10 protein-coding genes are annotated in these 12,301 nt (G+C 51.5%); 5 read left to right on the forward strand and 5 right to left on the reverse strand.

The annotated features are described in order from the left end of the window. Nucleotides 1-3: 3 nt before the first annotated feature. From prmB to queF, 5 genes are read right to left on the reverse strand one after another with little or no spacing between them, the layout of a single operon-like run. Nucleotides 4-918 carry a 50S ribosomal protein L3 N(5)-glutamine methyltransferase gene (prmB, locus tag P0D43_RS10700; RefSeq protein WP_341236369.1) on the reverse strand — a complete coding sequence of 305 codons (915 nt, stop codon included), beginning with the start codon at nucleotides 916-918 and terminating at the stop codon, nucleotides 4-6. Next, nucleotides 915-1,259 carry a Spx/MgsR family RNA polymerase-binding regulatory protein gene (locus tag P0D43_RS10705; RefSeq protein ID WP_341236368.1) on the reverse strand — a complete coding sequence of 115 codons (345 nt, stop codon included), beginning with the start codon at nucleotides 1,257-1,259 and terminating at the stop codon, nucleotides 915-917. The genes prmB and P0D43_RS10705 overlap by 4 nt, the downstream gene beginning before the upstream one ends. A 15-nt stretch (nucleotides 1,260-1,274) precedes the next feature. Then, the gene (gene dapD / locus P0D43_RS10710; protein ID WP_159570232.1) at nucleotides 1,275-2,105 is read right to left on the reverse strand and encodes a 2,3,4,5-tetrahydropyridine-2,6-dicarboxylate N-succinyltransferase; all 831 of its coding nucleotides are present in this window, start codon (nucleotides 2,103-2,105) and stop codon (nucleotides 1,275-1,277) included. 14 nt (nucleotides 2,106-2,119) lie between these two features. Beyond that, nucleotides 2,120-3,316, reverse strand: a complete 1,197-nt coding sequence (gene dapC / locus P0D43_RS10715; RefSeq protein WP_159570234.1) for a succinyldiaminopimelate transaminase — start codon at nucleotides 3,314-3,316, stop codon at nucleotides 2,120-2,122. Nucleotides 3,317-3,344: 28 nt separating this feature from the next. Continuing rightward, nucleotides 3,345-3,764: a preQ(1) synthase gene (gene queF / locus P0D43_RS10720; protein ID WP_040513619.1), complete on the reverse strand. Its 420-nt coding sequence runs from the start codon at nucleotides 3,762-3,764 to the stop codon at nucleotides 3,345-3,347. A gap of 184 nt (nucleotides 3,765-3,948) precedes the next feature. On the opposite strand from queF, the gene smc reads away from it, so the two are divergent. Genes smc through P0D43_RS10745 form a run of 5 tightly spaced genes read left to right on the forward strand, consistent with a single transcriptional unit; the run spans nucleotide 3,949 to nucleotide 12,296 of the window. Then, nucleotides 3,949-7,473 (forward strand): chromosome segregation protein SMC, encoded by a 3,525-nt coding sequence (gene smc / locus P0D43_RS10725; RefSeq protein WP_394672399.1) that lies wholly within the window; start codon nucleotides 3,949-3,951, stop codon nucleotides 7,471-7,473. Beyond that, nucleotides 7,470-8,552, forward strand: coding sequence for a hypothetical protein (locus P0D43_RS10730; protein ID WP_394672400.1), 1,083 nt, complete (start codon nucleotides 7,470-7,472; stop codon nucleotides 8,550-8,552). The genes smc and P0D43_RS10730 overlap by 4 nt, the downstream gene beginning before the upstream one ends. Continuing rightward, a complete protein-coding gene (gene ligA, locus P0D43_RS10735; RefSeq protein ID WP_394672401.1) occupies nucleotides 8,549-10,612 on the forward strand; it encodes an NAD-dependent DNA ligase LigA in 2,064 nt (687 codons plus the stop codon). Before P0D43_RS10730 ends, ligA begins: the two co-directional genes overlap by 4 nt. A 58-nt stretch (nucleotides 10,613-10,670) precedes the next feature. Then, nucleotides 10,671-11,546 (forward strand): UTP--glucose-1-phosphate uridylyltransferase GalU, encoded by an 876-nt coding sequence (gene galU / locus P0D43_RS10740; protein ID WP_159570242.1) that lies wholly within the window; start codon nucleotides 10,671-10,673, stop codon nucleotides 11,544-11,546. Nucleotides 11,547-11,549: 3 nt separating this feature from the next. Next, a complete protein-coding gene (locus P0D43_RS10745) occupies nucleotides 11,550-12,296 on the forward strand; it encodes an S-methyl-5'-thioinosine phosphorylase (protein ID WP_159570244.1) in 747 nt (248 codons plus the stop codon). The last annotated feature ends 5 nt before the right edge of the window (nucleotides 12,297-12,301 follow it).

Below are 12,301 nucleotides of genomic sequence, written 5' to 3' on the forward strand. Positions count from 1 at the left end.
GGTTTAGACCAAGTCTTCTTTGTTAAGCAAAAACACTTGTTCGTCACCTGCCGAGGTTTCAAGCCAAATGGGATTTAAATGCGGAAAGGCCGCCTCGAAATGCAGTTTTTCATTGCCAAGCTCAACCACCAGGAAGCCACCGTCTTTCAAGTGCTTGGGTGCCTGCTCAAGAATGTCCTGAATCAAGTCCATGCCGCTGTCACCACCGGCCAAGGCCATGCGTGGTTCGTGCAGGTACTCAGGCGGCAACTTCGTCATGGATGCCTCATTCACATAAGGCGGGTTGGTCAAAATAAAGTCGTATTGTTTGCCATTCAGGTTTGAGAACAAATTGGACTCAATGGCGCGTACACGCTGCTTCATGTCATGCAGCTGGATATTTTCACGTGCAACACTCAAGGCCTCGGTGGACAGATCAACTGCGTCCACCTGTGCGTTTTCAAACACGTATGCAGCCAAAATCGCCAGGCAGCCAGAACCCGTGCACATGTCAAGAATCTCGAATGGCATTTCGGGGGCATTCACCCATGGGGTGAGTTGGTCGGCCAATAGCTCTGCAATGAATGAGCGTGGAATAATCACGCGTTCATCAACCTTGAATGAATGTCCTTGCAGCCAGGCTTCGCCGGTGATGTAACTGGCAGGCTTGCGATCTACAACCCGCTGGGTGATAAACCGTACCAAACGATTGGTTTCATGGGCGGTGAGCCTGGCATCCCAAAAGGGACCAATATCCCCAATTGGCAAGCTGAGCGCTGACTGCACCATGTAAACCGCTTCATCAAACGCATTGCTCGACCCATGGCCGAAAAACACCTTGCCGCGGCGCATTTCACTGACATAAAAACGCACCCAGTCACGAACGGTGTGAAGTTCTTTGGGGTCGACCGCAATGTGTGCGGCGTGATCCTGATTCATGAATTGCCTTTGCTGAAGTCGGTCTGTCCAATGCTTAGTTCGCCATTTAATTCAACCACAGGGCGTTTGATGATGCTGGGGTACTCCAACAGAAGTGCTTTGGCTCCCTCTGGTGACCGGGCCTTGTCTTGAAGACTTTCGTCCAGACCACGCCAGGTGGTACCCCTGCGGTTAATGATTTTTTCCAAACCCAGCACATCAATCCATTCGTCCAGTAACTGCGCGGGCACGCCATGCTTTTTGAAGTCGTGAAAAACCACTTCGATGTCGTTACTCTTTAATGACGCGATGGCCTTCTTGACACTATCGCAATTTGGAATTCCATAAACCTTGGCAGTCATCCTGTTGTGGTCTCCTTATTCTGCGTTACGCAGCAATTCATTAATGCCGGTTTTGGCACGTGTTTTTGCATCCACACGCTTCACGATAACTGCGCAGTAAAGGCTGTACTTGCCGCAAGCGCTGGGCAACGAGCCGCTAACGACCACGGAGCCAGCAGGAATACGGCCGTAAGTTACTTCGCCCGTTTCGCGGTTGTAAATTTTCGTGCTTTGACCAAGATAAACACCCATGGAAATCACGGAGTTTTCTTCAACAATCACGCCTTCAACGACTTCAGAACGTGCACCAATGAAGCAGTTGTCTTCAATAATGGTGGGGTTGGCCTGCAGGGGTTCCAACACGCCGCCGATTCCCACGCCACCGCTTAGGTGTACGTTTTTACCAATTTGTGCGCACGAGCCAACAGTGGCCCAGGTGTCTACCATGGTGCCTTCGTCTACATAGGCGCCAATGTTCACATAACTGGGCATCAGCACCACGTTTCTGGCAATAAAGCTGCCGCGTCGCGCAACGGCGGGTGGTACAACACGAAAGCCGCCTTTCTTGAAGTCCTCTTCGGTGTAATCCACAAATTTGGTGGGTACTTTGTCGTAAAACTGGGTAAAGCCACCAGCCGCCATGGGCTTGTTGTCCTCAAGGCGGAAAGAAAGCAGCACGGCTTTCTTGATCCACTGGTGGGTAACCCATTCGCCACTTTCTTTGGAGCAAACGCGCAATTCACCGGTGTTCAGTTTTTCTAATACGTCACCTACGGCAGACCGTACTTCTGCTGGAGCAGAAGAAGGGGAAATGTCTGCACGATTTTCCCAAGCGGCTTCAATGATGGATTGGTGATTTGTTGTCATGGTGATTTCCTGTGTCAGAGTATGTTTCTAATTCGTTGTGCAGCTTCACTGCATTCAGCCAGGCTGGCTACCAATGCTATGCGCACGTGGTTGGCGCCGGGGTTAAATCCGTTCACTTCGCGGCCCAGAAAGCTTCCGGGCAACAGGGTAACATGCGCTTGCTCAAACAACCTTTTTGCAAAGGCGGTATCGCTTTGGCCCAAGTCTGCCCAGAAATAAAAACCTGCGGGTGGAATATGCAAATTGAGCGTGCCCTCAAGAATGGCGCTGAAAGCCTTGAATTTCTCGGTGTACAAGCGGCGGTTCTCTGCCACATGTTCTTCGTCATTCCAGGCGGCCACGCTGGCCATTTGTACGGTGGTCGACATGGCTGAGCCATGGTAGGTGCGATAACGCAGAAATGCCTTGATCAGGTCTGCATCGCCAGCCACATAGCCTGAACGTAGTCCCGGAGCGTTTGATCGCTTGGAAAGACTGGAGAACACGATCAGGTTGTTGTAATCAGAGCGGCCCAAACGGCTTGCCGCCTCAAGCCCACCAATGGGTGCAGCAGTTCCATCCAGGTAGATCTCTGAATAACATTCGTCCGACGCAATCACAATATCGTGCTCATCGGCCAAATCAAACAGTTTTTGCCAATCCTCCAGGGTATACACGGCGCCAGTGGGGTTGTTGGGTGAGCACACATACATCAGCTTGGTTTTCGACAGCACATCAGCGCCAAGCGAATGAAAGTCAGACAAACCGGTTTCCGGATCAATATTTACAAAGACCGGGCTGGCCCCACCCAAAAATGTTGCGCCTTCATAGATTTGATAAAAAGGATTCGGAAAGGCAACGTGGCAATCTACATCATTGCCCACCCCGCAGCCATCCAGAACAACCTGGGCAAAGGAAAACAAGGCTTCTCGAGAGCCTAATATTGGCAGTACCTGGGTTTCTGGATCGACCAAGGCATCAAATCGGCGCAATATCCAGTCAGAAATCGCTTGTCTCAAGACCGGCAACCCTTGTGTACCTGGATAAACCGCCAAACCACCCAGGTTGTCGATCAGGGCTTGCTTGATCAGGTCCGGAGTGGGGTGTTTGGGTTCACCTATGGACAAGTTGACGTGTGCCAGGCCACCAGTGTGCTGGCTGCCGGCGAACAAGGCCCGCAGGCGTTCAAACGGATAAGGCTGAAGTTTGTCTAGGTTTTTCAATGGGTTCACCGAAATTTCTGTTTTAGCCGCGCCTTGTTTAACCGCGAGTGGGGTTCATCGTTGAAATAGAGTCAAGTTCAACCTTCGGCAATGGCTGAAAACTGGCATGGCGGTGTTCAGCCACCACCGTGGTGTAAACGCCACCGCGGACATACCACTTCGCGGTCAGTTTCATGTACCGGGGGTCGGTTGCGGCTACCAAATCGTCCAGAATCTTGTTGGTTACAGCTTCATGGAAGGCACCTTCTTCGCGGTAGCTCCACATGTACATTTTCAGGCTTTTCAGTTCCACATTCTTTTGATTGGGCAGGTAGTCAATCACCAATGTGGCGAAATCTGGCTGACCAGTCAAAGGACAAAGGCATGTAAATTCAGGCACTTCGATGTGGACGTGGTAAGGCCGATCCGGGTTTGGGTTCGGGAATGTTTGTAAATCGCGGCTGGGTTTGTTACTCATGCTTCTCTCGTAAGCCAATGGGGCCGTGGGCCACTGTGGCGTTAAACAACTCAATCATCCTGCCAACTAGGGGCAAGTGCCCGGCGTAAAGCTCAAAGGCTTTGCTATTATAAGGTCAGCGGGTTTTCAAGTTCCCGTGGGTTGAAGTTTTTATTCGTTCTATTGGTCTCATTTCCACCTCATCGTGCGATTAACTCACATTCGTTTAGCTGGCTTTAAGTCATTTGTTGAACCGACATCCTTTGCTGTCCCCAGTAACCTGGTGGGCGTGGTGGGTCCGAACGGCTGCGGCAAATCCAACATCATCGATGCAGTGCGCTGGGTGCTGGGCGAGTCCAAAGCATCCGAATTGCGCGGTGAGTCAATGCAAGACGTGATTTTCAATGGCTCGACCAACCGCAAGGCGGCTTCTCGCGCCAGTGTCGAACTGGTGTTCGACAACGCTGAGGGCAGGGCTGGCGGCAGTTGGAACCAATATTCTGAAATTTCAGTAAAACGCGTGCTTACACGCGATGGCGCTTCAACCTACTACATCAACCAGCAGGCGGTTCGCCGCCGCGATGTTCAGGATATTTTCCTGGGTACTGGTCTTGGGCCGCGCGCTTACGCCATTATAGGGCAGGGCATGATTGCCCGAATTATTGAAGCCCGTCCGGGAGAATTGCGAATTTTTCTTGAAGAAGCTGCGGGCGTGTCGAAATACAAGGAGCGTCGTCGGGAAACCGGCAATCGTCTGGCCGATACGCGCGACAACCTGACCCGAATTGAAGACATTCTGCGTGAGTTGACCAGCCAAATTGAACGGCTGGAACAGCAGGCCACTGTGGCTCGACAGTTTAAAGAACTGGAAGAGGCGAAAAATACAAAACAGCGCTTGCTTTGGTACATCCGCTACTCAGAAGCACTTGAACAAAAAAACACCGGTCAGGCCAAACTAGAGCGAGCCAAAGCGGATCTTGAGGCTATTCAAGCCAAATCGATCAGCACTCAAACGGAATTGTTTGCAGTGCGCGAAAGGCAAGTGGATGCGCAGCAGCAACTTGAAAATGATCAAACCCAATGGATTGAGGCCAATCGGCAGGTAAGCCGCCTCGAGGCGGATTTACGCGTGATGGCTGAATCGCGCGCCCGTTTGGGTGCCCGAGTGGCCGAACTTGAGCTGGAAATACAAAACTGGACAGCACGCCAGGAAGACGCCAATGCTCGCCTGGAGGAAATCAGCGGTTCCACAGAAGAGCTACAAGCGGAACTCAAAGAGCGAATTATTGCCCTTGAAGAGGCGGAGTTGGCTGTTGAGCCCGTTGAACAGGCTTTGCAGGTTGCGCGCTCTGCTGTGGATCAGCAACGAGCAGGCGTCATGCAAATACAGCAAGCGCTCAGTCAGGTGTCTTCGCAACAAGAATCAGCCAGTCGTGCTGAAAATACCATTCAGGTAAAGCTGGATCGCCTTGAATCAGAAAAGCAGCAAATTGCGGCTCCCTCTGTACATGAAATGGATGAGGTTCAGGCCCGAGTTCAGTCACTTGAAGGCGAGCTTTCCCAAGCCACAAACAATCTTGGCGAACTGGAAAACAAACTGGCCGCGGGCGGCGCTGAGCTGGACCACGTACAAGGGGCGTTTAATGCCGAACGTGACAAGTACGCCAATGCCCAGGCGCAATTGCAAGCACTTGAAAAATTAAATGATCAACTTGCAGAAAGTGCCGAATTAAAGCCGTGGGTTGAAAGTAGCGGATTGGGCGAAACTCCGCGCTTGTTGGGCAAACTGCAAGTTGAACGTGGCTGGGAAAGGGCGCTTGAATCTGCTTTGAGGGAGTCTTTGGACAGCTTTCAAGTCAGAACACTGGACTTGGTTGAGGGCTTTGCAAAACAGCCTCCGCCCGCCCGCGTGGCTTTCATGGAATCGTCACCGACTTTAAATTCAAACTTGCCCGTGGGTCCCGAAGACCTGGCAAGCTTGGTCCGCAGTTCGGATTCGTCTGTACAACAATCGTTGGTTCAGTTGTTGGCGGGCTATTTGCTGGCACCCGATTTGCCATCCGCGCTGCTCAAACGCAAAACACTCAAGCCTGGTCAGCGAGTTTTCACGCCACAGGGACATTGCGTAAGCGTCACCGGGGTGTCTTTCTATGCTGCCGATAACGCTCAAAGTGGTCGGCTTGAGCGCCAGCAGCAAATTGAAGCCTTGCGCACTGAAGTGCGAGCACTCGACATGTTGAAAAACGAGTCCATGGCCAAGCGCGATCAATTGCAATTGCGCACCGGTGAAATGAAAGCCAATGTGGTGCAGGCCCGAAACCTCGTCGAAAGCCTTACAAAACGCCTGCATGAAGCCCAAGTGCAATTGATTCGCCTGCAAGAACAACAAAGCAGGGCGGACAGTCGTCGCGAACAGATCGGTTTGGATTTGGCTTTGTTGCAAAGTGAGCTTGAAGAACAGCGCGCCATTCTTCTCGAATCAGAAGACAAATACGCCGAGCTGGATGAACAACTGGCAGTGGCCAGCGATGCCCTTGAAAGCCGCAAAGACAAGGTAACGGAAGCTGAACAGGCACTGCGCGACAAACAGGCACAAGTACAAAACACACTGCGTAGGAAACAGGACGCAGAGTTCAATATTCGCAATCAGGAATCGCGGCAGCGGGAATGCGAGCGCGACACTGCATTTGCAAGCAGTCAAATTCAACAAATTCAACAGCGCAAGCAACTGGCTTTGGCCGAACTTGAGGGGCTCTCTGAAATTGAGGGACAAGAGGCGCTTCAAGGTGCGCTGGAAGAACGCGTGATCGCCGAAGAAAAAGTGGCAGTGTCTCGCGATGCCCTTGAACAAATCATGGCGAAGGTTTCTGAGCTCGAGCGCAGCGAGAAAGAGAGCGACAAACAGGCTGACCCCTTACGGGATGCGGTTCAAGACTTGGCATTAAAAATTCAGGCGGCTGAATTAACCATCGAACAATATAAAAATTTGATGGACGAAGTTCACGCCGATGTAAACGAATTAAGCCAGCAGTTCGTTGCCATGGAGGTGCCGCCTAAAGCGTCGGTGCTCCAGGCTGAAGTAACGCGCCTTACCAACGGTATGCAAGAGTTGGGGGCAGTCAACCTGGCCGCGCTTGACGAATTGGCCGCTGCGACAGAGAGAAAATCTTTCTTGGACCAACAGGCTGGTGATCTGATAGAAGCCATGGAAACCCTTGAGGATGCAATTAGTAAAATTGACAAAGAGACCCGAGACCTTCTCTCTGAAACCTTTGGTGTGGTCAATGGCCACTTCTCGCGATTGTTCCCCAAACTATTTGGTGGCGGCGAGGCTCGCTTGGTCATGACTGGCGATGAAATCCTGGACGCTGGTGTTCAGGTATTTGCGCAACCGCCCGGCAAGAAAAACGGCACTATTCACCTGCTGTCAGGTGGAGAAAAAGCGCTTACTGCCACGGCACTGGTGTTTGCAATATTCGAATTGAATCCTGCGCCATTTTGCTTGCTCGACGAGGTGGATGCGCCGCTGGACGACGCAAATACCGAGCGCTTCACGCGCTTGGTCAAACAAATGTCTGAACAAACCCAGTTTTTGTTCATTTCCCACAATAAAATCGCCATGGAAATGGCGCAGCAGCTGATCGGAGTCACGATGCAGGAAAAAGGTGTTTCCCGTATTGTTGCCGTTGATTTGGCTGCAGCAGAAAAAATGGCCACGGAAACCGTATGAACGATTTACAACTCACCCTTCTGATTGTTGGCGGCGGCGGCATTGCTGCCATGATCGCTTACAACTGGTGGCAAGATTACAGGCTGCGAAATCAGGCCAGCGAACGCTTCGGTCAAACAGACGAAGATCCGCTCTTGAATACAGGTGTGGCCAAATCAGGATTTGAGCGCTTCGAACCAGGTTTTTCAGGTTCGAGTCGTCCGGATTCTGACCTTTCATTTGATGAGGCCGCAGATGATTCAAGCTCTGAAATGCCCCTCAACGACAATAATCTGCAAAATGAACTGCAAATTACAATCGACAAGCGTCTGTTCGCAGATTTTATTGTTCGATTTGATGAGGAAAAAGACGCAAATTCGTGGAAAGCGCTGGTCGATGGCTTAGAGCAGATCAATCGGAAGCGCATTATTTATTCTGCCAGTCCTGATTCTGCTGAAAGCACTGAAACGCTGTGGTTTAAGGCCAGTCCCTATGCGGGCACGGCACGATCATTAAGAGCCAGTGTTCAGATCGCCAACCGCAAAGGACCACTGAGCTCTATTGAGTTTTCAGAAGTTCTTGGAAAGCTGAAACGGTTTGCCGAGGATCAAAATGCGGACATCGAATTCCCGGAAATGAAAGAAGTGGTTGCCAAAGCAGAAACGCTGGATCAAGCAGCAGCTGCGCTGGATACCTTGTTGGGATTGCATTGTTTGCTACCCGACACCGTGCAAGAAAGCACGGCTGTTGACATGCTGGCGGTGGCCGGTTGGGGACAGAAAGGACATCAGTGGGTTCTCAGTGACGAATCGGGCTCCCTGGCCAGCATGGTGATTCACAATGCGCCTGGTAAGCGTTTGTTGAGCTTCAGCATTGATGTGCCCAATTCTGCTGAACCAGTCAAGGCCTTGGGTGACATTGTCACCGTATGCCATGGCATGAATGAAAAATTTGGCGCCCCCCTGATGGACGACTCGGGTAGAACCTTGAGTACGCAGGCAATTGAAGGTATTTACAATCAGCTCATTGAGCGGGTTCGCAATTTGACTGATTCCGGCTTCAAACCTGGCACAACCGTGGCTCGCATTTTGTTTTCATGAGCAATCTGGATTTGTTCGATAGTGCAAACAGCGGCAATTCTCCGGAAGAGTCGCCCATGCTGGCCATGCGCAGGCTGATCGATTTGTTGAACCGCTGGGAGCATGCTTATTATGTTCTCGACGAACCCGAGGTGCCCGATTCGGAGTACGACAAAAATTACCAGTTGTTGCAGCAACTCGAGAGCAAACACCCTGAACTAATTCAAAGCAATTCGCCAACGCAACGTGTCGGCGGCAAGCCCGCCGAGGGATTCGAACAAGTTCGACATCGCGTACCCATGCTTTCGCTGGGCAATGCATTTGATGACAGCGACGTGATTGCGTTTGATCGGCGAGTCAAAGAATTGGCCGATCTGCCCCCTGAAGCCATCATCGATTACTCGGTGGATCCGAAATTTGACGGTTTGGCAATATCGATCCACTACAACAATGGCAATTTTGACAAAGCGATTACCCGTGGCGATGGTACTGTGGGTGAAGACGTGTCAGCCAATGTAAAAACCATTCGAAGCTTGCCGCTTCGATTAAAAGGAAGCGACGTACCAGCACAGCTTGAAATTCGCGGCGAAATCTTTATGACAAAAAAAGATTTTATGCAGATGAATGAACGGCAGGCAGAGCTTGGTCTGAAAGTTTTTGCCAATCCACGCAATGCAGCCGCTGGCACCATTCGACAACTTGAGACCAAAATAGCCGCGGGGCGTCCCCTGCGGTTTTACTGCTACGGTGCAGCATTGGAACGCGAGCAACTTCGTGAACTAAAAAGCCAATCTGCCATGATGAAATGGCTGGCAGACATGGGATTGCCAGTGTCGGAATTGAGCCAGACCGCGCATGGTGCAGATGGTCTGCTTTCGTTTTATCGCAATGTAGGCGAACGTCGAAGTTCCTTGCCTTTTGAGATCGATGGTGTGGTTTACAAAGTTGACTCCTTTGATCTTCAGGATCAACTGGGGTACGTAGCCAAAGCACCGCGCTTTGCAGTTGCACATAAATATCCACCCGATGAAGTACTCAGCCGGCTGCTTAACATTGAAGTGCAGGTGGGCCGAACTGGTTCAATTACTCCAGTGGCAAAACTGGAGCCAGTGAAGGTAGGCGGGGTGGTTGTTTCGTCTGCCACTTTGCATAACCTGGATGAAATTCAACGCAAAGACTTGCGCGTGGGGGATCAGGTATTGGTTCGCCGGGCAGGCGATGTCATTCCCGAGGTTATTCCGTTTTCCGGCAATGTTCGCAGCGCGGCAAGCAATGCATTTGTTATGCCCACGCATTGCCCAATTTGTAACTCCCTTGTTCGCAAGGAAGAGGGCGAGGCTGCATTCAGGTGTACTGGTGGCTTGGTGTGCAAGGCACAGCTTACGCAGTCTATTATTCATTTCGCACATCGGCGAGCCATTGACATTGAGGGACTGGGTAACAAGCTGGTTGAAGTCTTGGTCGACAAAGAGTGGGTGAAAACGCCGGCAGATCTTTTTCGCCTGGAATATGAGGCGTTGGTGCAGCTTGAGCGAATGGGTGAAAAATCGGCGCGAAACCTGCTGGACAGCATCAACAAAGCAAAGCAAACCACCTTTGGACGCTTTCTCTTTGGCTTGGGCATAAGGCATGTGGGTGAGGCGACAGCACGAGACCTGGCAACGCATTTTAAAAATGTCGACCGCCTGATGGGCGCGAGCATCGATGCGCTGCTTGAGGTGAACGACGTTGGCCCAGTGGTGGCTGAATCAATTCGTCAATTTTTCGATGAACCTGGCAATCAGCAGGTCGTGCATGAACTTATTGCGCTTGGCCTGAGTTGGCCTGCCGAAGAGACCCAAGTCACTGATGAGTCGCATCCATTTTATGGCAAGACATTTGTGCTGACAGGCACTTTGAGCCAATACAGTCGAGACGACGCGGCGGCATTGATCGCAACACGAGGCGGAAAAGTAACCGGTTCAGTGTCCAAGAAAACGGATTACCTTTTGGCTGGAGAAGCGGCGGGTAGCAAATTGGACAAGGCTGCTGCCTTGAGCGTTACAGTGCTGGACGAGGGTACATTTCAAGGTATGCTTTAATCAGAATTGTTTATTACGATTACTTTCTTATTCATTGACTACTACTGAGTGAGCGATCATGACCCGAGTTAGAAAAGCTGTATTCCCCGTCGCGGGTATGGGCACCCGCTTTTTACCTGCCACCAAAGCAAGCCCCAAAGAAATGATGCCGGTTGTGGACAAGCCATTGATTCAATACGCCGTTGAAGAAGCGCTTGAAGCCGGGATGACCGAACTTGTTTTTATTACAGGGCGCAGCAAACGATCCATCGAAGACCATTTTGACAAGGCCTACGAGCTGGAAGCTGAGCTACAAGCGCGTGGTAAAACCGCACTGCTTGAAATAGTGAAAAACATTGTACCCAGTCACGTGAATTGTATTTATATCCGTCAGATGGAGCCGCTGGGCCTGGGACATGCAGTGTTGTGCGCCGAGCCTGTGGTGGGTACGGAACCCTTTGCTGTGCTGCTGGCCGACGACCTGATGGATGTTGACAAAGGCACGCCTTCGGTGACCCATCAAATGGTCAAAGTGTTCGAGCGTGAACACGCCAGCGTATTGGCAGTGCAAGAGGTTGATCCTTCTGAAACAAAGTCCTACGGTATTGTCTCAAGCACGCCTTGGAACAATCGTTCCGAGCGGGTCAATGCAATTGTTGAGAAGCCCGACCCCAAAGACGCCCCCACCAACCTGGCGGTAGTAGGGCGTTATGTGTTGAATTCACAAATTTTTGATCACATTCGCAAAACCGGCAAAGGCGCTGGCGGAGAAATCCAGCTGACTGATGGCATTGCCTCCTTGTTGGAAGACCAGCCCGTATTGGCTTATCGATTCACAGGTACGCGCTTCGATTGTGGCTCTAAAATTGGTTATCTAAAGGCCACGGTGGAACTCGGTTTGAAACACCACGAAGTGGCTGCAGAGTTTGCAGATTATTTAAAGAACAGGAAGTAAACAATGTACGCAGTGTTGGGCGGTAGTGGTTTGAGTCAGTTGCCAGGGTTTGAAATTACCATGCGCAAGGTGCAACGCACCCCGTATGGCGAGCCCTCCGGTGCCCTCACCATCGGCATGCTGGCCGGTCATGAAATTGTTTTTCTGGCGCGCCACGGCTACGGACATACCATTGCTCCCCATCAAATTAACTACAGGGCCAATATTTGGGCCCTGTCGCAGCTCAACATTGAAGGGATTCTCTCCGTGGCCTCGGTGGGTGGCATTCGCCCTGATTTAAAGCCCGGGCAGTTGGTCGTACCCGATCAAATACTGGACTACACCCACGGGCGCCACGCTACTTTTTTTGAAGGCGACAACCAGGCAGTGCAACACATCGACTTCACCTGGCCTTATGACCAAGCACTTCGCACGTCGTTGTGTCTTGCCGCTGACTCAGTTGGCGAGCAAGTGGCGCAGGGCGGCTGTTACGCCTGCACACAGGGTCCACGATTGGAAACTGCGGCCGAGGTTAAGCGGCTGGCGCGCGATGGTGCCGACATTGTTGGCATGACTGGCATGCCCGAGGCCTGCCTTGCGCGTGAGCTGGAAATACCGTACGCGCACCTGGCCTTGGTAGTCAACCAGGCTGCCGGAGTGGGCGAGAGTGCTCAGGAAATTTCACACGCCCAAATCAGCAAAACAGTTCATGAAGGAATGGGCCGTGTAATGGGGATCATCAAATCGATGGTCCAGCTTCACGACGAATAAAAAGG

The organism is Limnobacter sp., from assembly GCF_043511195.1.
In the GTDB taxonomy this organism is placed as follows: Bacteria; Pseudomonadota; Gammaproteobacteria; order Burkholderiales; family Burkholderiaceae_B; genus Limnobacter.

Excerpts from the sequence above, each read along its gene's own strand:
- P0D43_RS10705 (WP_341236368.1), bottom strand. The coding sequence starts at position 1,259 with ATGACTGCCAAGGTTTATGGAATTCCAAATTGCGATAGTGTCAAGAAG.
- queF (WP_040513619.1), bottom strand. The coding sequence starts at position 3,764 with ATGAGTAACAAACCCAGCCGCGATTTACAAACATTCCCGAACCCAAAC.
- dapD (WP_159570232.1), bottom strand. The coding sequence starts at position 2,105 with ATGACAACAAATCACCAATCCATCATTGAAGCCGCTTGGGAAAATCGT.
- P0D43_RS10745 (WP_159570244.1), top strand. The coding sequence starts at position 11,550 with ATGTACGCAGTGTTGGGCGGTAGTGGTTTGAGTCAGTTGCCAGGGTTT.
- prmB (WP_341236369.1), bottom strand. The coding sequence starts at position 918 with ATGAATCAGGATCACGCCGCACACATTGCGGTCGACCCCAAAGAACTT.
- galU (WP_159570242.1), top strand. The coding sequence starts at position 10,671 with ATGACCCGAGTTAGAAAAGCTGTATTCCCCGTCGCGGGTATGGGCACC.
- ligA (WP_394672401.1), top strand. The coding sequence starts at position 8,549 with ATGAGCAATCTGGATTTGTTCGATAGTGCAAACAGCGGCAATTCTCCG.
- P0D43_RS10730 (WP_394672400.1), top strand. The coding sequence starts at position 7,470 with ATGAACGATTTACAACTCACCCTTCTGATTGTTGGCGGCGGCGGCATT.